The 21,099-nt window shown below is 57.0% G+C and carries 20 protein-coding genes and 2 pseudogenes; 10 read left to right on the forward strand and 12 right to left on the reverse strand.

From position 1 onward, the window contains the following. Positions 1-60 precede the first annotated feature (60 nt). Positions 61-1,233 (reverse strand): hypothetical protein, encoded by a 1,173-nt coding sequence (locus QMZ18_RS31555; protein WP_282610410.1) that lies wholly within the window; start codon positions 1,231-1,233, stop codon positions 61-63. A gap of 353 nt (positions 1,234-1,586) precedes the next feature. Beyond that, the gene (locus QMZ18_RS31560) at positions 1,587-2,279 is read right to left on the reverse strand and encodes a glutathione S-transferase family protein (RefSeq protein WP_282610411.1); all 693 of its coding nucleotides are present in this window, start codon (positions 2,277-2,279) and stop codon (positions 1,587-1,589) included. A 412-nt stretch (positions 2,280-2,691) separates the two neighbouring features. Between QMZ18_RS31560 and QMZ18_RS31565 the strand changes: the two genes are divergently transcribed. From QMZ18_RS31565 to QMZ18_RS31595, 7 genes are all read left to right on the forward strand, one after another. After that, complete coding sequence (locus tag QMZ18_RS31565) at positions 2,692-4,035, forward strand: hypothetical protein (protein ID WP_282610412.1); 1,344 nt, start codon at positions 2,692-2,694, stop codon at positions 4,033-4,035. Between the two features lie 584 nt (positions 4,036-4,619). Beyond that, positions 4,620-5,231 (forward strand): VPLPA-CTERM sorting domain-containing protein, encoded by a 612-nt coding sequence (locus QMZ18_RS31570; protein ID WP_282610413.1) that lies wholly within the window; start codon positions 4,620-4,622, stop codon positions 5,229-5,231. A gap of 141 nt (positions 5,232-5,372) precedes the next feature. Further along, positions 5,373-5,795, forward strand: coding sequence for a DUF1636 domain-containing protein (locus QMZ18_RS31575; protein WP_282610414.1), 423 nt, complete (start codon positions 5,373-5,375; stop codon positions 5,793-5,795). A 59-nt stretch (positions 5,796-5,854) separates the two neighbouring features. Beyond that, complete coding sequence (locus QMZ18_RS31580) at positions 5,855-6,394, forward strand: GNAT family N-acetyltransferase (protein ID WP_282610415.1); 540 nt, start codon at positions 5,855-5,857, stop codon at positions 6,392-6,394. Positions 6,395-6,727: 333 nt separating this feature from the next. Then, positions 6,728-7,387, forward strand: a complete 660-nt coding sequence (locus QMZ18_RS31585) for a PEP-CTERM sorting domain-containing protein (RefSeq protein WP_282610416.1) — start codon at positions 6,728-6,730, stop codon at positions 7,385-7,387. Positions 7,388-7,588: 201 nt separating this feature from the next. Continuing rightward, positions 7,589-7,750, forward strand: coding sequence for a GNAT family N-acetyltransferase (locus QMZ18_RS31590; protein ID WP_282610417.1), 162 nt, complete (start codon positions 7,589-7,591; stop codon positions 7,748-7,750). 79 nt (positions 7,751-7,829) lie between these two features. Continuing rightward, positions 7,830-8,936, forward strand: coding sequence for an SAM-dependent methyltransferase (locus QMZ18_RS31595; protein ID WP_282610419.1), 1,107 nt, complete (start codon positions 7,830-7,832; stop codon positions 8,934-8,936). A gap of 119 nt (positions 8,937-9,055) precedes the next feature. Here the strand turns inward: QMZ18_RS31595 and QMZ18_RS31600 are convergent, their stop codons facing one another. The 5 genes and pseudogenes from QMZ18_RS31600 to QMZ18_RS37135 form a co-directional block, all read right to left on the reverse strand. Beyond that, complete coding sequence (locus tag QMZ18_RS31600) at positions 9,056-9,445, reverse strand: tautomerase family protein (RefSeq protein WP_282610420.1); 390 nt, start codon at positions 9,443-9,445, stop codon at positions 9,056-9,058. Then, a complete protein-coding gene (locus QMZ18_RS31605) occupies positions 9,408-9,728 on the reverse strand; it encodes a hypothetical protein (RefSeq protein WP_282610421.1) in 321 nt (106 codons plus the stop codon). The genes QMZ18_RS31600 and QMZ18_RS31605 overlap by 38 nt, the downstream gene beginning before the upstream one ends. A 92-nt stretch (positions 9,729-9,820) precedes the next feature. Continuing rightward, the gene (locus QMZ18_RS36980) at positions 9,821-10,057 is read right to left on the reverse strand and encodes a helix-turn-helix transcriptional regulator (protein ID WP_322097521.1); all 237 of its coding nucleotides are present in this window, start codon (positions 10,055-10,057) and stop codon (positions 9,821-9,823) included. 156 nt (positions 10,058-10,213) lie between these two features. Beyond that, a pseudogene (locus QMZ18_RS36985) lies at positions 10,214-10,411 on the reverse strand (Ada metal-binding domain-containing protein); the annotation flags it as partial. 49 nt (positions 10,412-10,460) lie between these two features. Then, positions 10,461-10,709, reverse strand: a complete 249-nt coding sequence (locus tag QMZ18_RS37135) for a helix-turn-helix domain-containing protein (RefSeq protein ID WP_367575965.1) — start codon at positions 10,707-10,709, stop codon at positions 10,461-10,463. 166 nt (positions 10,710-10,875) lie between these two features. On the opposite strand from QMZ18_RS37135, the gene QMZ18_RS31615 reads away from it, so the two are divergent. Continuing rightward, positions 10,876-11,796 (forward strand): DMT family transporter, encoded by a 921-nt coding sequence (locus QMZ18_RS31615; RefSeq protein ID WP_282610423.1) that lies wholly within the window; start codon positions 10,876-10,878, stop codon positions 11,794-11,796. A 3-nt stretch (positions 11,797-11,799) separates the two neighbouring features. Next, positions 11,800-12,765: a threonine/serine dehydratase gene (locus QMZ18_RS31620; protein ID WP_282610424.1), complete on the forward strand. Its 966-nt coding sequence runs from the start codon at positions 11,800-11,802 to the stop codon at positions 12,763-12,765. Between the two features lie 35 nt (positions 12,766-12,800). Here the strand turns inward: QMZ18_RS31620 and QMZ18_RS31630 are convergent. The 5 genes and pseudogenes from QMZ18_RS31630 to QMZ18_RS31650 all read right to left on the reverse strand — a co-directional run bounded on the left by QMZ18_RS31630 (position 12,801) and on the right by QMZ18_RS31650 (position 19,763). Then, positions 12,801-13,765: pseudogene (locus QMZ18_RS31630) on the reverse strand (arginase family protein). Positions 13,766-13,916: 151 nt separating this feature from the next. Then, the gene (locus QMZ18_RS31635) at positions 13,917-16,325 is read right to left on the reverse strand and encodes a molybdopterin-dependent oxidoreductase (RefSeq protein WP_282610427.1); all 2,409 of its coding nucleotides are present in this window, start codon (positions 16,323-16,325) and stop codon (positions 13,917-13,919) included. 207 nt (positions 16,326-16,532) lie between these two features. Beyond that, a complete protein-coding gene (locus tag QMZ18_RS31640; protein ID WP_322097497.1) occupies positions 16,533-17,000 on the reverse strand; it encodes a DM13 domain-containing protein in 468 nt (155 codons plus the stop codon). 123 nt (positions 17,001-17,123) lie between these two features. After that, positions 17,124-17,954 (reverse strand): transposase, encoded by an 831-nt coding sequence (locus QMZ18_RS31645; RefSeq protein ID WP_282610428.1) that lies wholly within the window; start codon positions 17,952-17,954, stop codon positions 17,124-17,126. Between the two features lie 93 nt (positions 17,955-18,047). Next, the gene (locus QMZ18_RS31650; protein WP_282610429.1) at positions 18,048-19,763 is read right to left on the reverse strand and encodes a hypothetical protein; all 1,716 of its coding nucleotides are present in this window, start codon (positions 19,761-19,763) and stop codon (positions 18,048-18,050) included. Between the two features lie 503 nt (positions 19,764-20,266). On the opposite strand from QMZ18_RS31650, the gene QMZ18_RS31655 reads away from it, so the two are divergent. Beyond that, the gene (locus QMZ18_RS31655; RefSeq protein WP_282610430.1) at positions 20,267-21,013 is read left to right on the forward strand and encodes a GH25 family lysozyme; all 747 of its coding nucleotides are present in this window, start codon (positions 20,267-20,269) and stop codon (positions 21,011-21,013) included. Positions 21,014-21,099: the final 86 nt, after the last annotated feature.

Genomic DNA, 21,099 nt, shown 5'->3' on the forward strand with positions numbered 1-21,099 from the left:
GTCACTGAACACGATCCTGAGCACTTGGGCCTTCCAGTATTGGTACTTCGTGAAAATTCATTACTCGACATCAAGCGTTTCAGGCTCGACAGTCTGCAGAAACGCCTTGAGCTTAATGCAGGCCGAATAGCTGGAAACCCTTGTTGCGGGCTTTACGCTTCTTATTCCTTCCACCTCAAAAACCGAATCATTCTGCCTTATATCGCGGCCACGATGAGGATAGGAACTACACGCAACGTCGCTGTCTCTAATCGCATCAGGGATGACATAACCAATCAAGTCTCTGGTAGTGGAGTTGATGTTCCGGTGCCGGATCGAATACAGCTTCAAATACGGGCCCAACTCGGTGGAAACTTCGAGGCCAGGTCCGGCATACCCATTGTGGCACATGTCGTGTCGAATCTTGTAAGCAAACAATGCTCGGTCCGCACCATCGATATAAGTGAGGTGAAGCTCCAATCCAGAAGCTTCGATGTCAAGTGCACAAGCCTTCTGGCCTTTCTGACCAGCCTTCGCTTTGCTTTTGGTTAGCGTCCGATCACCCGTTACAATGTAGTATTCAATTGGTTTTTCCAACTTGAAGCCGTCAATCTCCCCGACCACGCGATGTTTGAAACCTGCAAGCCGCTCACCTTCAAGGGTCACGGTTCGTCCGGAGATGCGTACACTGGGCTGAGAGACCGATGTAGCTCTCTTTCGTAGCGACGCTTCCATTTCCGCAGCATCGTCTGTGAATTCGCCGTCAATATACAGGTTCTGATACTCACCTAGTTTCTGAATCGTTGGTTTCTCGAGAATCTGGCGCCAGCGCGCTTCAGGAACACGCCGCGAATTTGGGTACCTGACTGCAAAAGTCTCATAGTCAAGCGTTCGGTTATCCCAATCGAATTCCGACATATAGTGATCGATCTCCTGCACGCGTTGGACGGCGGTCTCAACTCTCAATCGGTGTTTTTCGTTTGGAAGTGAGCAAGACTGAGCGCCAGGTGTTAAAATGTATCGACTTGGGTTTGAGGTTACTTCCTCAACGAGATCGCAGTCCGATTTGAACAACAACAGATATCGGACATATGCGATGCGCGTTCGTTCATGGGATGCGTAATCAAATTTCTTTAGCAAGCCGTCTTCTTTTTGCGCATCACTCCATAGATATGTGTGCCTGCTGTTCGAAGAACATCCAGTAACGACCACAAAAACAAAAAGTAAAGCCAATCGGAGAACTGAAAACGCCATAACAGAACCTCTCCATTTCGCGAGCTCTCATTTCGTTCTTTAGAAGCCTAAATTAGAGGTGTGACCCTGTCCAATTGGATGAGGCTTTGTTATGGCAGGGATATGCAATGTACCAACAGGGCCAAGATGCAATCCGTCCACGATTATCAATACCCCAGACGAATAAAAGACCTGTCCGCGACCACCTAGCTCTGCGGGTGACCACGTCACCAAAGGAAAGACCCCTGCAGATTCACTTACTAAATGCGCTATTCGGTCTATGGGATTCCGGGGGATTCGGGGCGATTCCTGGGACACAGTATCCAACTCGCCATTTCCGACTCAGGAATCAGTACAGTTTCCCCAGACTCGCATCACACCATGAAACGCGCGGCATCGGGCATGTGCGGAGGCAATGCACGCTGCAGGACCCGGGCGGCGGCAATGACGTAGTCGTCCCCCGGCTTGGGATAGCGCAGATCTGAGTCGAGATAGGAAGCGATCGAGGGTTCTGAGGTGATCCTTTCATACAAGTCCTTCAGGTTAGGCGTGCAATCGAGAAGGTCAGGAAGCCATTCCAGGTATGAACTCAGCGCTTCCGCCAGGACGACATCCGCGAAAGTCATCTTGTCCGCAGCGCAGAAGCCTGATCCCTGCGCTGTAATCCGCGCTTCGAAGCGAGGTCCGAACTTGGCGAAGCGACCCTCAAGCTCGGCGATGGCGATTTCAGGGCTCGGTTTGAAGGCGGCCTGCATCGCGGTTTCGGCGAAATCGGCGACGACACCTGCGATCATATCGGCCCACATGGCATCGGTGTCGTTGCCGCCGTAAAGCCCGCCCCGCCGCGCGAGACAACGGATCATCGCCGAGGACTGACTGAGTTGGTGGCCATCAATCTCCAGCAAGGGCATCTGGTCGAATGGAAGCTTGCCGGCCGCGCGCAGGCTCGCAAGTTCTTCCGGGGTATCGATGGGCACATTCATGAATGCGACACCCGAGGCGGCCAGCATCCATCGCGTGGTCTCGGCCCGGCCGCGCCCTCTGAAGTAAGTCAACTTTGCGACCATAACCATGTCCTTTCGATCTGATCCCGCAACACCGGGGATCCCAGGGTCGCACACGTCAGGAGGCATGATATCCAATTGCTTAGAAAGGAAAACAAACTAAGGGCTGTGTCTCATCTCCCAATAGAATTCCACATTACCCCACGCCCACAGCACACAGATTTTGTTTGAATGCGCATCGTTTCTCGACATAGAGTCGTCAGGTTATTCAAAATAAATATCGGCAAGGTGCAGTAACGGCATAAAAATCGACCGTCGAACGACTGAGCATGCGACGGCGAATCATTCCACGTTACTCACTCGGACAAACAGGTAGTTCTGTGAAGCAGGAAAGTTTGGCAGGCTTTTCTGGTGCGCCGAGCCAAATTCAGCAGGTAGCCTCAAAAAATAAGAACGAGCCTGGGAGGTACGGGGTATGGGGAACGAGGTAAGCACGACAGGCAGAGCGGCGACGGATCGGAGAACCTACGAGAGGCGCGATGGTCACGCATCCAAAGTCCTGGGTTTCTCGGCCAATGCCGCGCTTGCGGCCATGACCTTCGGCGCTTTTGCACTGGTTGTCGCCGGTTATTTCTACTGGGACAGGGTGCTCCAACCCACGACACCGGAATATGCCGACCCGGCCATCCTCTATCGGCTGATCCTGGTCGTCATTCTGATGCTCTTCATCCCCTTCACCGCCATGAGTTTTTACTTCGTCCGGCGCGATGTCCGGCGGCGCGAGCTGCGCGAACACTGCCGAACCCTGGAATTGAACTACGAACACTACTATCACATCTACAAGCGCGAGACGCGCTCGGCGCACTTTCTCTATGCGGTCTGTTTTACCTCTGTAATCACCATGCTGGGCCTGACGGCCATTCTGCTGGGCAAGGAGCTCAAGCTGGACGAAGGCGCGAACCTGCTGCTCATGGGCGTCTTCACCGGCGCCGACCCAAAAGATGTCGGAGCCTTGCAGACGGGGCCACTGCTGTTTTTCGGAACGGCCTTTCTCGGGGCCTATCTCTGGGGCCTGCAGAATATCCTGCATCGTTACTTCACCAACGACCTTGTACCGGGCGTCTACTACGGGCTGGGGACGCGGATGATCTTTTCCGCGGTCATCGCGCTGATCATCTTCCATCTCCTGCCCGATGCGGGCAGCGAAGACAGCATCGGCACCGGCATGCTGCCCGCGCTCGCCTTCCTGATCGGCATGTTCCCGCAGCGGGCGTTGCAATACATGACCGAGAAGGTCAACATTCTCTCGAGCCCGACAGACATAAAGAGCCGCGAACTTCCCCTGGAACTGATCCAGGGTATCTCGGTCAACGACAAGCTGCGCCTGAAGGAAGAGGGTGTGGAATCCAGCTATGACCTGGCCAATGCGGACTTCGTTCAGCTGCTCTTCACCACCCCTTTCCGTCCGCTGGAACTGGTCGACTGGCAACTGCAGGCGCGGCTCATCGTGTTCTTCGGGAGCTCGGTCGATGAATTGCGCGATCACGGGGTGCGCACCATTACCGAACTCAAGATGCTCGATGATGCCACGGCGCAGGAACTCGCCGAGAAGACCCACGCAACCAAGACGGCAATCGATATGGCCCGCAGGCGCGCCGCCGGGGATCACGGCATCGAATTTCTGGAGTCCCTGCGCAAGCTGCTGCTTTCCGGCAGCGGCATCAAGAAAAATGACGTGACGCAACCGAACGCAGGTACTGAGGAGCCGGCCGAAAGCAAGAGCCCGGGCAAGAAGGAGCTGCAAGAAGCCGCGGAATAGGCCTGGCACTTTAGGCCCGGGCTTTGAGAGCTGCGCAGGGTCACGTCCGGTTCTGCGCGAAAAACTCGTCACCTGTGGAGTACGGCGCGGGCTTCCCTGCGCGCCAGCACGCCCACATCTGATGAAACCTGCTCCGTGACATTGACTGATCTGCGGTTGGCAGCCCCGTCCCGTGCGGCCCCACTTAGGCAAAATCCAGGACCCGTCCCTCCCGCTCCGAGACCAATTAGAGGGAGCTCTCGAGCCAACAGACAATGCCGGCCGCCATCTCCCCGACCGACTGCATCAGTTCCTCAATGGAGGCCCCGGTTTCCGCAACGATGGGCGCATGGATCGTCTGAATATCTGGCGCATCCCGGCCTTTGCTGTTCGGACGGTAAGTGTAGCTGCCTTCATTTATATCTGCGGGCCTGAACCACTACAGACTCTGCAGTACTCCAAACTCCTGAGTATTCCTGCACTCCAAATCCGGTCAACTTGTGCGCATTGCACCACGACGGGACAGCAGAGGCTTTCCGGCCGGCGGTCCCTGCGGCGGACAGATTCATGTCAAACGCATAGCTACTGAAAAGAGGTTCTTTATTATGATTCGAAGCATTCTTCTTGCGGCAATTATCGCCGTTTCCGGTTCGCCCGCTCAAGCGGTTCCCATCAGCGCCGGAGAAACCCTGCGCGGGAGCTACACATTCGCCGGCAGCGAACTGGCGCCACAATCCTTCCTTTTGCGCCTGGCGAGCGCAGACCTCTTTGGTAACGGCGATGCCGTCGCGATCTCCTTGCTGGATTCCGGGTTGACCCGGCTCACATCGAGCATATTCGCCTCTGTCGGCACGGGCCTGGACCCAACGGTCGGGATCACGTTTGATCCAGGAGACTTTCTGCCCGGCGTGTTGCCGGCCGGCAGTCCGCCCCGCATTCCAAATGCCGGCTTCGTTGAGATTTCGGCGCTTGCAGGGTCGTTCGATGTCACTGCTATCGATCTTTTTGCCCTGGATTTTTCTTTCCCCGGGCTTGCGATCCTGCGCCAAGATCGCGTGTCAGAGTTCCAGCAAGTGCAGACCGGGCCAACGCCCGTAGGGGTGCCTGTGCCGGCGTCCGCCTGGCTCCTGCTCATGGGGCTGGTCCTGTTCGTGGCGATGCGTCGTCGGAGCCAGCAATTCCCGAAGACCCAGGGGCAGACACCGATTCGAATGTGACGATTTAAGGTGAGCACCGAAAACAGGACATGACGCTACGACCACATACGCGGCCGGCGAAGGCCAAAGCAGGCCGCGTATTCTCAAGACGCAAAAAATTCATACCCATGCCGCCGGGATTTTGTTATCAAACGCCCCGTCATGTCAGGTCCGTTGCCCACCAAACTCACAATCTGCTCAACATGTTTAGACACCAGCTGCGCCGGCGAAGCCGGAATCGGCGGCGGTGGAAAGATGTTCGCGATGCTCGAGGAGAAACACCGCGAACATCCCGATAAGGATGCGGTCGAGTTGGTGGCTCTGCGTTGCCTCATGGCCTGTACCGAAGGCTGTGTGGTCACCGTCGCAGCCGAGGGAAAGATGCAGTATCTGCTGGGGCGCCTGCCCGCCGAAGACGGCGTCGCAGAGCAACTTCTTGATTTTGCCGTATTGCATGCCCGTTCTGAAACCGGCGTCACCGAGAATCATAACTGGCCTCCGAAAATCCGGAGCAATTTTCTGGGCCGCATACCGCCGCCTGCGTCGATGGATGTCGACTGGAACGATGAAGGCTGTAATCTGTAGGCCGGATGCGGCTTCAGTTCTGACGTGACGGGCAAAGGGCACGGATTGGAGTCCTCATTGTGGCACAATGTCATGACGGTCAGATCATCGAGACCGAACGCTTGATCCTTGAACCCTTCAGCCCGTCTCACGCCGAGACCTTGAACGCCATGAACGCCGATCCAGAAATCATGCGCTATATAGGTGGCAGAAGCGTCGAAACCCTGGAGGAAACCAAGGCAGCGATCGCGCGGGTGGACGCGCGCTGGAAAAATCTCGGATATTCCTGGTGGGCCATTCTTCATCGAAAAGAAAAGGAAATCATCGGCGCCGCCTGCGTGCAAAACCTGGCCAACAACGAAGGCGCGCCTCTGGAGATCGGTTGGCGCTTGAAATCCGAGTTTCAGGGTCAGGGTTTTGCGACCGAGGCCGGGCAAGCAGCCATCGACTTTGCCTTCGAACATCTTGGCGTAGACTATCTGGTGGCCGTTGCCCATCCCGACAACAAAGCCTCCCACCGGGTGATGGAACGGCTTGGAATGACCTACGTCGGCATCGAGGAACATTATGACGCGCCCTGCGTCGTCTATGCGTTACACGAAACAGCCGTTAAGACGTAAGTGTAAACTCGCGCGTGGCCAGTTGATTAAGCGCCATCGAAATTGGCGCGCAAGCTCTCTCACTATTGAAAAACAATATTCTACAATAAGATAAGTTGTCTACGCCACCAAAATTCCCTCCACATTTACATTGCGGGAACATTATTATATCATCGACCTTCGTTTTTTGTTTGTTACACCAAAATTATTTGAAGCTACGACATATTCGCACAAAAGACTCGGCCTCTGAAATCGGCGGGTTACGGCTTGGCTTTCGACCAGCCGGATCAACAAGAACTTCGAATGTTCCTATGTGATTTCTCAGCGGGGCTTTACGACGTTAGGAAACAGGAAATGATCGACATAAAAAAATGTGCCTTTCTCTCGGCACTCGTCGCCACGCTCCTCTTCGCATCGACTGCGTCGGCGAACCTGATCACCAATGGCGATTTCGAGACAGGTGATCTTTCCGGCTGGACGGTCTTTACGACAGCCGACGGGACCAATGGTATCCCGCCCGCCGTAACCTCCTTCGACACCACCGGTGGCGGCGCGTCGAGAGCGGCCCGTTTCCGGGTTGGACGCGACACTGAGACCATAGGCACACCAGAAGGCGGCGGCATTTTCCAGAACATCAACGTTTTGGCCGCCGGTATTTTGAATATAGGCCTGGATATTGCTTCTGATAACGACTCTGTTTTCTTCAATGCCGATGGCGGGCTTTTCGCACTGCTGTTCGACAATGTGGTGGTCGACAGCTTCGGTTTTGGCGAGATAGACGACAACTCGACCGAACGCGCAGCGCTTGCCGCAGCCGTCAATGCAACGGCGGGTCTGCACGAGATCCGCATCGTGATGACGCGGGGCTTTGGACAGTCCAGCAGTACGCCGGACCAGTATATCGATAATGTGGTGGCCACGACGGCTTCACAGATTTCGGAGCCCGGCACGCTGGCCATCTTGGGTCTCGGCCTTACCGGCCTCGGCTTCATGCGCCGCAGGAAAGCGGCGTAACCTCGCTGCGCAGACATTGTCTTGCGTGACAAAAGACGGTGGGTCTTCGGAGCCGCCGTTTTCATTTGGGGTTCAAGGCCGGAGCCATAGTCCTGAAGCGCACCCACGAAATAAAGCGTAGGTTACGGCGGTGTGCCCGCCATCTATCTGAAACCAGGGTCAAACAAGGCGGGCTTTTAGCGATTCGAAAGGCTCGTCTCGGTGTCTCTGGTGGCCGTTGTCGATCCCGGTAACGAGGCTTCGCACCGATTGATGGAACGGCTCGGAATGACCTACATCGGTATTGAGGAACACTATGACGCGCCCTGCGTCGTCTATGCGCTACACAAAGCGGCCACGGAAAAGACCGGCCCGGAGAAGTAAATTCCCTCTCCCCCTAAAAACATTTCCGCCCGATCCTTGATTTGCCTGTAGCATGGCGGACCAAACCGGAGAGGAAGACATGAGCCAAGCGCTGCAGACCGATGATTTCATGGCCATGAAGGGGGCGGGCTATTATTCCAAGGCGACCATCGGTGCCAAACATGTGATGGACAATGCCGCCGGCCTGATTCTCGACGCCCTCGAACGCATGGACCCGCCGGACAATGGCGCGACCTTCACCATGACCGACATGGGATGCGCCGATGGCGGCACCTCGATCGACATGGTCGGCAGAGTTCTCAAGGAGGTGCGCGGGCGCTGCCCCTCGCGGCCGATCCAGATGATCTATACAGATCTGCCGCGTAACGATTTTTCGCAGCTATTCCAGATCGTGCACGGCCTGACCGACATCGAGAGCTATTTCACCGATATCGACGATCTCTACGTCTACGGCTGCGCGACGTCGTTTCACCAGAAGATGGTGCCGCCGGGCAGTCTGCATCTGGGACATTCGGCGACCGCCTCGCACTACATCACGGAGGTCCCCTGCTCTCTACAGAACCATGTGCACATGGTCGGCACGGCCGGAGCGGAACGTGATGCCTTTGAAGCCAAGGGCGCCGTCGACTGGCAAAACATGCTCTTGAACCGCACAGAAGAACTCGCGCCCGGCGGCCGGTTGGCCCTGTTCAATTTCGGCATCGACGAAGAAGGGCGTTACCTGGGCCATACCGGCGGGGTCTCCATGTTCGATACCTTCAATGAACTCTGGCGTGGCATGGTCGACGACGGCAGCATTACCCAAGACGAATACCTCGCCACCAACTTCCCGCAGTGCTATCGCACGGTCGATCAATTCGCCGCACCGCTGCGCGACGAAGCAAACCCGGTCCGACAGGCCGGACTGCGGCTCGAACACATCGAGACCCGTGTGGTCCGGTGCCCCTTTGCCGAGGATTTCGAGCGCCACAGGGATGCCGAAAGGTTCGCCGCCGAATACATCCCAACGCTTCGATCCTGGTCGGAGCCGGTCTTTCTCGCCGGTTTGTCCGGCGGACGACCCGGCAGCGAGAGGGCGGCGATCGTCAATGACTTCTATCAGCGCTACCAGCGCCGCGTGGCCGATGCGCCCCGGGGACACGCGATGGATTATGTGCACTGCTACATGATTTGCGAAAAAATCTGACAGCTAATGACAAGCATGCCGCCACCATTGAGGGAATGGTAAAACACCGGGAGGGTGGTTCGCAGTAGCGACCTAAATGACCGTAATCTTCGCTACCTCCGCCTCCACCTATTTCAGGTCTACACGCCCAGCGCGGTTTTCACCGACCCTACGTTGCTGAACGACCAATCGACCGCGTTGTTCTCTGTCAGGAACATGATCGAGTTATTTGGCTGAAAACCGATCTCTTCGAGCCGTTTTCGAAAATCCTTGTACAACGCTTCCTTCTGATCATCGGAGCGTCCGGCCAGCAGCGTGATCTCTACGATGATTGTGCAACTTGGATCCCGGTTTCCGAGAAAGGTGGGGTGAATCAACATGTCCTCTGCTGCGTAGCGCGAGATCAGGCAAAAGTTGTCGTCTTGATTCACAGCACAGGTGTCAACGAGACTGGTATGGATCATCTCACTGATCAATCGGCAAGTTGCCGGTTCAAGCGAGTGGGGTACGTGAATTTTGGTAAAAGGCATCTAACGCTCCAGATTCGGCTTTCTCGTCAGGTTTTGAGTGACGGAGATGTGTCGGAAGATCGGCGCCAAACGGTTGCAGGTCAAACTTTTCCCGCTCATTGGCCATCTTCCATAACGCCTCGGCGGGGTCTTTCCATAGAGGTATTTTGTTCGCAGTTATGACCTCATCTCGCGTCACACCGACATCCTTCAAGAGATGATCATTGAGGGACAGCATATCATTAAAGGCAATCCTGCTTGTCAGGTGCTGCCAGAGACCTCGCATGAATTTCAACAAAAACATTCCGTTTTCTCCAAGGCTATTCTCCCTTGCGAAAAGCACATTCCCTCAGCTGTGTGGTACGTGAAATTAAGTTTCAGACTGGTCAGGACCGGTCATTCGGGCGGTGATCTTCGTGATCTCTTCTGACGCAATTTGAGTCGATACTGCGACGGTGATTGCTTGTATGCCTCAGCGAACGAAGCATTGAACTGCCGGATACTTCCGAAACCTGATTGGAGCGCGATCTCAGACACGTTCAAGTCGGATTCGTCCAGGAGGCGCTTGGCGCGCTGAATGCGAGCCGTTCTCGCAGTCTGAATCGGGCTGGCCCCTACATGACGCTTAAACAATCGGGAAAGATGGCGCGTTCCGATGCCCAGACGCTCTGCCAACTGGTCAACGTTTCCGTCATCCAATGCACCTTCACCGATTAGCCTCAATGCACGTTTCACAGTGGTCAGAGTTCCGTTCCAAGCGGGAGACATCGGCGCCGCCTCAGGTCGGCAACGAAGACAGGGCCGGAAGCCAGCTGCCTCGGCAGCGGGTGCGGTCGGAAAGTAAGTGACGTTTTTAGCCAAAGGCTGCCGCACGGGACACACTGTCCGGCAATAGATTTTCGAGGTCGTGACCGCGACAAAAAATACGCCGTCGAAGGCGGGATCACGACGCAACCTTGCCGCATCACATTCGCTAAAATTCAGCATGCGAACAGTCTATCTCACCGGCAATGCGGAATTAACAGCAATTCGATTTTCACGTCCGAAAACCGCTATGACGCCGGCGGTATTCGTTTGGACTTATGCCGTGTCGGAGGGTGAAGGCGCGTCTAAATTTTGCTGCACTTTCGAAACCCCATATCCGCGCGATTTCCTCGTCACTCAATTCTGTGGCTTTCAATAAACTTCCGCTATCCTGAAGGCGGGCACCATCTGAGGAAAAGACTCTCCGACAGGCAGTGAGCAACATCTCAGCGGCAGGATGAAGAGGCTTTTGCCGGCTCATTACTTTCTCCCAACAACCATCGACTAACCTTCGTCGGATATATGACGACAAGCCAATCCAGTCTCGACCTTTCACATATTCAGGTCTGAATCCCGCCAGCGTTTTCGTCGCGTCCTGTACATGAATCCTCACATCGATATTTCCGATTGATGAAGGGTTCTCCGCGGTGACACACAGAAGTAACGAGAACGCAGCGGTGATTGCCGTTGTTGCTTCAGCGATGGCGTGGGGCGTGCTTTGGATCCCTTTGCGCGCCACAAGTGAAGCAGGCGTTTCAGAGGTATGGGCAATCGTCCTTTTCTACGCCTTGTCCGTATGTTTGCTGGCACCGCTCTACCACCGGCGGCGAAGGCAAATTGTCAAAGGCGGCTGGAAGCTGCAGCTTGCAGGACTACTTTCCGGTACGTCGATGGTTCTCTATTCAGGCGCGCTTCTGTTCACCAGCGTCGTCAATGCCATGCTGCTGTATTATCTGACGCCGATCTGGAGCACTCTGCTCGCGCGCGCTTTCCTGGGTGAAGCCATAACCCTGCAGCGTTGGGTCACGATTGCACTCGGCCTCGGCGGCCTCCTTGTGGTCTTGCGGATTGAGTCAAGTCTACCCTGGCCCGACAATTTGGGGGACTGGATGGGGGTCTTCGCCGGATTGATGTGGGCCCTCGCCTCCGTTCAAATAAACAGCGACGAACGTAACCAGGTCCCTGAGTTCACGCTCGTTTACTTCATCTGGGGAACTCTTGCCGCCTTGACCTTAACCCTGCTGCCGTTGAGTGTAGATCAAACTGCCCCGTCACTGGACGTGGTAATCGCGGTTTTGCCAATGGCGATTCCGGTCACCATAATTCTGGTCGTGCCGCCGGCCGTTGCTATATTTTGGGGAGCTAAAATCCTCAGCCCAGGGTTCCTCGGCATTATCTTTATGACCGAGATCAGCGTTGGTGCAGTTACCGCTGCGCTGTGGGCAAATGAGCCCTTTGGGACACGCGAAGTGCTCGGCGTCGTTCTGATCACCACCGCCGGGCTGTGGGAACCCCTCTATCGCGTCCTTTCCCATCGAACGGGGATCGGCATTTTACGGAAAGAGTAGCAGATGGTTCGCTTGGATATTGAAAGGATCAAGAACGCATTTGCCAATATTGACAGCACCTTTCTAAACACGCCGCAGTACATTTGCCCCACCCTCAGCGGGGCCTTGGGATGCAGCATCGTTTTGAAGGTCGAAACCCTCAACCCGATTCGTTGTTTTAAGGGGCGCGGCATTGAAACCGTGTTGTCCCGATTGAAAGCCGACACGGGCCCGAAAGCAGCCGTGTGCGCAAGTGCAGGGAATTTAGGTCAAGCCCTCGCCTACAGCGGGCGACAAAGGGGATTTGACATAACCGTCACGGCCTCTGCCGCAGCTAACCCATTAAAAATCGAGCGCATGAAGGCTCTTGGCGCAAAAGTCATTTTGGTTGACGGTCAGATTGAGGAAGCGCTCAACGCAGCCCAAGAATTTTCTCAAGCGCATGGCGCTTTTCTTGTCGAAGACAGCAAAAATCTGGATACATGTGAAGGTGCCGGGACGATTGGAATGGAATTACTCGACCTGCCTTTCCCTCTGGATGCAATCGTCGTTTCCCTTGGCGGTGGCGCCATGGCAAGCGGGATCGGATGTGTAATGAAATCCCGCAGTCCGGACACCACAGTTATCAACGTTCAACCAGAAAATGCACCTGCAATGACGAACAGCTTCCGCGCAGGCCGCGTCGTTGAAGCGGATGCGCCACACACGATCGCCGATGGCGTGGCGGGACGTTACTGTTCTCCCGAAGCGCTTGCCGACTTACTGGCCGTTACAGACGAAGCGCTGTTGGTATCGGAGCAGAGCATTATCGAGGCAATGCGGCTGCTCTATCACTACTCAGGATTGGTCGTAGAGCCCGCCGCCGCCTTGGGAGTGGCCTGCATCCTGGAAAACCCAGAGCGGTTCAAAGATAAGTGTGTGGCGACTATTCTCTGTGGCAGCAACGTCGCCCCAATGGACTTCAAAGACTGGGTGCTTGGAAGAGCTTGAAGCGACCGCAGAGGATGAACACGTATTCCACAGTATCATGTGAGGTGAGGTGAGGTGCGCTGCCTGCTGATGAGCCCCATTGCCACCGCGATGATACGCGCCGCGACCAGCGCGCCGCGTCCACCGATATCATTCGAAGGCATCAGTTCAACCAGGTTGAAGCCGACGATTTTGGACCGTTTGGCTATACCCTTCAGCAAGTTCACCACCTGCCAGTAATCGAACCGCCGGGTGCGGGGCCGATAACCGATGGCACGATAGCTGGATCCATGGCGTCGATATCAAGTGTCACGAAGACATTTCGGTCGGCGGGTACGGCTTCTATCACCTTGCCGAAATCCATGTTTACGATGTCCTGCATCGGGAAAAATTGTACCCCCCATTCCGTCGCGTCGCGAAAGTCCTGGGGCCGGGCGCTGCCTAATCCTCGTGCGCCCAGTTGAATGATGCCGTCAACCCACGCCATTTCCGAGGCGCGCCGCATGTTGCTTGATAGCCCCAGGCGTTCTCCAGACACCTCATCCCGCCAATCGATATGCGCATCCAGTTGTACGATGGTGAGTGGCCCGTGTGCTTCGAAGGCCTGGAACACCGGGATCGGTATGGAATCGTCACCACCCATGACAATGGGCACGGCGCCTTGATCCAGCACGGTTTTGACACTGCGCAAAATGGTGTTTCGATTAAAGGCGTAATCCTTGTCACTGTAGTCCAAATTCCCCCAATCCACTGCTTTGGTGCCATCGGCAAAGACCTTTCCTCCGAGGTCGAAGTCATGGTGGTTCAAAACACCCGGCCACCCAAACGCCGATCGAATGGCATCCGGGGCATCAGCACAGTAAGCGCCAACAGACTCGTACGGCGTCGCACTTGGTGCACCCATCACAACGATATCAGCATCTTCGGCTTCACCAGGTTGTGCGAGCGGAATGTCGAATAATCCGCCACTTGCCTGCCCCCCGAACATAGAGCCCATTTTAGGATGTTTTGTTTCGACCATAGCGTGCCCCAGCTGATTGATGCGGAATCATGAACCGATACGAAGACGTCGCCATGCGGTGGCGTATATAGACGAGGTGCAGACTGATGGGTATCTCCCGTCACTTCTCCATACGCTAACTCTTGCGATGCATCCTGTCCGCCTCGCGCGCCTATTCTCTCTCAGCTTCCAGGCGCTTAATCTCACAGACGTAGGCTCGGAGCGGCACGGAGCCGCTCACCGGGTCGATGTGATCGTGGCCGATGACAAGATTGAAATTGGCGCTGTCCGGACCGAAAGGCGCAAAGCCGGGCGCATCGATTTCAGGGCAGGCCTGCCACCATCCGTGCTGCCCGCAGACAACATCGGGGTCCAACGCCTCGTCGAAGCGGGCCCGGGCACGTACCCTGCCATTGGGCGTTTCGATGAGGACCCAGTCTCCCGCTTCGATCGCGCGCGCCGCCGCCGCCGCGGGGTGAAGATCCACCTGGGGATCCGGCGCCCGGCGCCGCAGGCTCGGCAGGCCGCGATGCTGGCTTTCGCAATAGAGCGAATCCTTCGCGCAGGTCAGGATCAAGGGATAACGTGCTGCAAGGTCCGGCCTGGAATGCGGGCCGACCAGAGGCTCTTCATAGTCAGGTAGCGGCGGATAGCCCTGCTCCAGAAAAACCTCCGAATAGAACTCGACCTTGCGCGACGGTGTGGCGAAACCGCGGGCTACATTCTCCGTGCGCTCGGTATATTTCTTATGGCGGGTCTGTAGCGGCACCCGCACCCCGGCCGGGTTTTCGCGCAAGGACTCGAGTGACACGCCACTGGGCGCCAGCTGATGCCGGTAGGCGGCATCGATGTCGCCATCCCAAAATGCCGAACCGAAGCCGAGGCGGCAGGCGAGATCGAATACAATCTGAACATCGGAGCGGGCTTCGCCACGGGGTTCGACAAGCTTTTTGCGCAGCTGAATGAGGGAATTGGCCGTTTCGCTGGTCTCGAAGCCAATTTTTAATCCTTCGGATTCGAACGGACTGGTCGCCGGCAGGACAATATCGGCGGTTTCGGCGCTCGGGTTCATGAAGAGATCGACATGAACATGAAACTCCAGGGCGCGTAGCGCTTCACGCCCGCGTTCGCCGTCCGCGTGGGCCACGAGCAGGTTCGAACCAAAACTGACGAGGCCGCGAACCGCGTAGGGCTGGTGGTCCAAAATCGCCCGGTAAGTGTCAGCGGAGGTGACATGATCGAAGCGTGAGGGGCCGAGCGGCCGGTCGGCAAGCCCGAGGGTTTTGGCGCGCTGCTCTCCCGACAACATCTCATCGCCTTGGATGTTGGCGCTGAGCGCGGCCGGGAACAGAACGTTGCCGCCCTTGGCATCGAAATCGCCGGTCAGGGCATAGACCAGACCGATTGCCCGAGCGATCTGGGTTGCGTTGGATTGCTGTTCGAGACCACTCCAGGCCATGTAAGCGACTGGCCGCGATTCCCACAGCATGTTTGCGGTCTCGACGACTTTGTCAACTTCGACGCCGGTGAGCCGTTCGACCTCCTGCGGATCATAGCGGCCGCAAAGTTCGGCGGTGAGCTGGAAAGCCGGCCTGCAAGTGACAGGTCCTTGTGCGGTTTCCACTTCGAAGCTGCCGAACAGCGCAAGCTCCGCGTTGTCCGCCGCATAGCTGCCAAGATCAGGGGTATAGGCGACCGCCCGCCCCGCGGTTTCGTCCCAGGCCAGATAACTGTCTGGCGATCCGGAAGGATCAAGGTCCTGTCCGCGGAGAAACCGTCCGCTGTCCGAACGGATCAGCAACGGGCCGTTGGTCCAGTCGCGGACGAAGCTTTCATCGTACCAGCCCCTGTCGATCATCACATGGGCCAGGCCGAGAGCAAGCGCGCCGTCACTGCCGGGACGGACCCGCAACCAGTGGTCGGCCCGGCGCGCCAGACCAGCGAAGCGAGGATCTATCACGATGAGGCGGGCGCCGGATTTCTGCGCAGCCACGGTCGCCGTGGCATGGGCGATGCGGGACACGGTCGGGTTGTAGCCCCAGAACAGAATGCAGCCGGCATTCTCCAGATCGGGCATACAGTCGGCGGGAAGACCGGCGCCGAAACTATAGATGTTGGCGAGATAACGGCCCCAACCGCACAGCTCCATCGAAACGGATTGATTGGGACTGCCGAACGCCTTTCTCAAGCGGCGGACCCAGGCCATCGAGTCCGACAGAGCAGAGGTCGAGGGAGAGGCGGTATTGAAGACCACGGTTTCGGGCCCGTGCCGATCCGACAAGGCCGTCAGTTTTTTCGCAACTGTGTCAAGCGCTTCATCCCAGGAGATCCGCTGCCAGCCCGGATCGGCATCGCCTTTCGGGCGAGTCCGTTTCATCGGGTAAAGCAGCCGGTCCGGATGATAAACAAGCTCCGGCGCAACCTTTCCCTTAATGCAGAGGGCCTGGCCAGTTGGATGAGATGGGTCAGGTTTCAATGCGGTAAAGCGGCCATCTTCGACGCTGGCGATCGCGCCGCAGCGTGAGACGCAGAGAGCGCAAAAACTGGGAACCTGTTCAGCTTGTTGAGTATCAGCAGACATTACAATTCACCTCGAACCTGAACACAGCGCGGACCGGTCGGATTGCTGTGGAAAACGAGCTTAGCACAGCATTGATTCGAGATAACCTGAATGTCCGGAGTGTGGATGTTTTATGCAAATCTCACCGGTGCTTACCCATCAACTAACTCTGGGCTTGAGGTCAGGCGAACCGACAACCGGTATAAAGCGGTTCGCTGATCAGTAAGCTTACTGGTACTTCGCCGCGGTAATGAACTCGCCAAAGGTCTCGCACCAGACAATGACAGTCGAATAGGCCCCAACGTCCACGCCCGTGGGCACATCTAGCAGAAAACCGTCGAAGGTCTTGACGTCTCCGATCAGCTGCGCGCCACTCTTAACCTTGAGAAACTGCGCCTCGTCTTCGACGAAGTCTTTCACGAGGTAGAGTTTGTAGTCGGGGCCCGGCGCCAGACTGCCTTGATGCACAATCTTGCCCGCCGTAACACTCACGCTGCCCTCCCCCCAATGAAGAAAGTCGCTGCCCTTGAGTTCACGGGTGAAACCGGCTTCAAAGAGAGCACCTTCAGCACTCGCGGCCAGCATTCCCCGGTCCAGACTCTCAGGCGCCGTGAGAACGGGCAAAAAATACACACCAAGCGCGAAGCCAATGGCAAGCACGGCAAGATGGGTAACAGACAGGATAAGCCAGCGCATAATCGTCTCTCAAATGGGCATTAGGAACAGCGGACAAACGCTATCACCCCACCTTGGGGGCCGCAATGGCAGCGCTACGTGACCGGAAACAACAGCCGGTCGGGTACACATACGAGAAAGGCGTCAGGTGTTATTCTGGGCGTCGAACTTCTGCACAACGCGGCTCACGGTGCTTGGATAGACATCGTAATAGCGTGCGACGTCCGAACGGCTATGCTGGCCCTCAAGGCAAGCCCGTGCCATGGCTTCCGTGCGTTGCGGATAGCGGCCGTCGTACCAGGCAATGTCAGGGGACAGAGCGGCACGGGTCCGTCGTGAATGCTGCGCACTGAGTTTGCCCGCCTTCTTCGCCAGCTTGGCCGCGAAGGCGTCGCCGCCATAGCAGAGCTGGCCGCGCGCTTGAAGTGCCGGCTGGTTCTTGCGCGCCAATGTGGCGACGGCGACTGTTGCTTTGGAGCGTTTGGCGCCCAATTCATCCCAAAGCGGAGCCGGATCGAACCAGGCCGCCTGTTCGGTCCCGCCGTTCAAGCGGTAGGATGACCAGGGCCATTGCTTCGCCCCCTTAACCAGCCCGTCAGCCACCGGACTGCGCAGCACGTAGGCACAGAGCTGCGCCAGATAGACCGAAGTCTCCACCAGAATGGACTTATAGCGGCCCTGGAAAAGATGGCCGTGACGGCCGTGACGCCGGTTGAAGGCCTGGCTGTAGACGCCGAACAACTGGCGCATGCCGCGTGACAGCGTCGCCCGGTCGGTTGCGATCACCAGATGGAGGTGATCGTCCAGCAGGCAGTAACACAGAACCCGCCAGTCGGCCTCGGCGCAGACCTCTCCGAGGACAGACAGAAACGCCATCCGATCCTCGTCATCGTAGAAAACCGCGTCGCCGCCGTTGCCGTGAGCCGTCACGTGATAGACAGCACCCGCGAATTCGATCCTGAGTGGACGTGCCACAATCGCTCCAGTTTTTGCTTCAGCCTAAACTCAAGCTATCGCCAATAGGTGCACCGAACAAGACCTGACCCTTCGTCCGCTTAAACTGTCTCATCAGATATAATCGGTGACCTTGTCTGCAAACTCCCAATGAAGGCCGACCCGGACAATTCCCCCCAGTCCGGCACCGTCCGGGCCGCCGGGTGCGATCAGTTGGACCTCAATTTCGCGAGTCTCGAAGCGGTTGCCGACTTCCTGCCCCTGGAAACCGCCGGAATAGAGCGGAGCATCAAGCGTGGCGCCCGTACCGCCCTCCCATTGCGAAACGTCATTGGTCATCAACCCCAGGGTCACGACCTCGACTCCATAGAAATCGTCGCTCGCACCCGCTCCGGCAAAAGTCGCGATCAGGGAGATGATGTAGGTAATGACCGCGATGACCGCCCCGATGGCCGACGCGCCGATTAATGCGATCACGTAAGCTGCGAATTCGGAGGTAAGAGCCGCGTTAAACTCTTCCGTTGCATCGTCCAGTTCATCTTGCATGTCGCGCAGATAATCCCGGACCTCGTCCATCAGATCACCTTCCAGCGCCTCGGAGGCCAGCTCGGCCATCGCCGCCAGCCAGTCGTCGACGCCATCGCCTGAATCTTCTTCATGCACCGATATCACAGCGAATTGCGTGCGGGGCCAGACGTTGCTGGTGGGCGTCCAAAGTTTGACCCAGGCCGATGTCCAGTCCAGCGCGTGGCGGCTGGTATCACCTTCCTCAACCGGCAGATAGGTCAACCACTTGCCCATCGGCGTAGCCTCAAGGGGTGAGATATCAACGGCGAAAGCGCTGATGCGATATTCCTCATCCCCCGGCCCCGGCTGATCGGCGGCGACCTTGAACCAGTTTATGTGGAGGCGGGACTTTCGATAGTAGTTCACCCTTTGCAGATCAAAATGAGTACCGGGCTGCTTGTATTCCCCGCCATAATCGATAACGGCGGGACCCGACCAGGGCCCAACGCCGGCCGGTGGTTCAGGCTCTCCCCGGGTAAGAATACTGGAGATCGAATGGCCGTGGTGCCGTTCCAGCTTTAGCCCCGTATCAGGAGCCCCAAGCGGCAGCACGGTCATGTGATAGCGCTGTGCCGGGTTCGGCGCCGCCGGCGGCAGGTATTGGTTCAGATGGAGCGTGTATTCACCGCCGACGGTCCCGTCTTTATTTGTGGATTCAGCAAAACCTCGAGTGATCAGTGGACCCGGATCGCTGCCGGTTACCGGTCCGCGGAGCTCCCAATAGGCGCGGGCAGCCTCCGGCTCATCGGTGCCCCAGTGGAAGGTCAGCGAGGGCGGCTCGTCGGTCTGCAGATAGCGGTGCGGCGTGACGACAACCTCACCCGCCGGGCGCATCTTGACCCAGGTCTTGGTAACCAGAAGCGCCTGTCCGCGTGCCTGTCCCTGAAGGTCGGTAATCGCGGTTTTGCTTTGCTCGCGGATGCTGTCGAACTGCCTTCGCGCAAAACGGCGGACAGCCTTGAGAAGGTCTGGATCCATCTCCTCACGATCCGAGTCTCCACCGGCTCCGGCGGCGAGAGTTTGACTGTATCGCAGTGCGAGCGCACGTTCCTTTTCCGACATTGCGTTGAAGCGGCGGCGCGCAGAATCCGCCAGGCTGCAGGGGCGCAACCGGTCGTCCTCGCCTGAATTTGCCAACACCGCGATACGCGCAATTTCGGCGGCCAGTTTCTTGGCTAGATCCTGATCCTGTTTTGTCCGCTTGAAGGGGGGCAACTGAATTTTAGGGCGCTTGAAATGCACACCGCAGTCATGCTTGGCCATAGGATGCTCCTTTTAAATCACTGTTTTTGAGGCGGGAGCCTCATGAAATTCAATGAGCAAAATGACGGTTCGACATAGAATAATTCGAACCCTTCCCAAACCGAGTTTAACACGAAACCATCGATCAGGGTGGTTAATCAGATCGCATGAACCGATAGGGTGTTCAAACGGCGGCTTTGGTCGTAGAGGACAACCGTTTGAGCGAAGTCAGATCGAACGCTGGTCAGTGCCACGCGGGACGCAGATAAAAATAGAAAGTATCTGGCCAAAGTATCTGTGCTCGCCCTTGTGCTTCGCGCGAGCCCCGCTCATTCATCCAAAACAAGAGTCATGGATTGTAGCCGTTGCCTTCAAGTACGCAAAAGCCTGCCCTGGAAAGGCCTTGGTCGGACCACAATTTTTGCAACTGCCACAACAATCTTATCCTCACCCTGCGCCGTAAAAATTTGGCAGGCGACATGAGACCGAACTTAGATACAGATTGAAACTCGACCCCCAAGACCATGACACACTGGCGCCCTTTTGTTTGGATCAACCGAAGCCTGACGCGACGGCTGATCTTCATCCTCGTTCTGGCCCTAGGAGGCGTGACGACTCTGGTCGCCTGCGCATACTATTACTTCATCACCTTTCACCCAGATGCCGGCAGATATCCGGTGCGGGGCATCGATGTTTCCCACCACCAGGGCGCAATCGACTGGCCCAAGGTGGCCACCTCCGGCATCGCGTTCGCCTACATCAAGGCGACCGAAGGCGGTGACTTCAGTGACCGGCGATTTCGGCAGAACTGGCGCGGGGCTGCCGCGGCAGGACTACGGCGCGGTGCCTATCATTTCTTCACCTTCTGTCGCCCGGGCATCGAACAGGCCGCGCATTTCATCCGGACCGTTCCGGCGGACCCTGACATGCTGCCGCCGGCCGTCGATCTGGAGTTCGGCGGCAATTGCAGTGTAAGTGCAAGCCGTCTGAACCCGGACAGGGAACTGCCCGCGTTTCTGGAGGCCGTCGAAGCGCACTATGGCCACAGAGCCCTGCTGTATGCGACACGGGAGTTCTATCAGGCGCACATGGCAAGCAAGAACATCGTCAACCCGCTGTGGCTGCGCAGCATCCTGTTCGAGCCGGACTACAACCGGCATCCCTGGACGCTCTGGCAGTATCATAACCGCGGCCGGGTCGCGGGTGTCCAAGGGCCGGTGGACTACAATGTCTTTGCCGGATCGATGCAGGACTTTGAGCGGCCCTGGTAAACAGCACTTGCAAACACACCCAGCATCGACGCCGTCCCTAAAGGTTTGATGCATCAACGTCACTGAAACTTCTGTAGCCGTCCAGC

Origin of the sequence: Pelagibius sp. Alg239-R121, from assembly GCF_947331435.1 — a bacterium.
GTDB lineage: Bacteria > Pseudomonadota > Alphaproteobacteria > Kiloniellales > Kiloniellaceae > Denitrobaculum.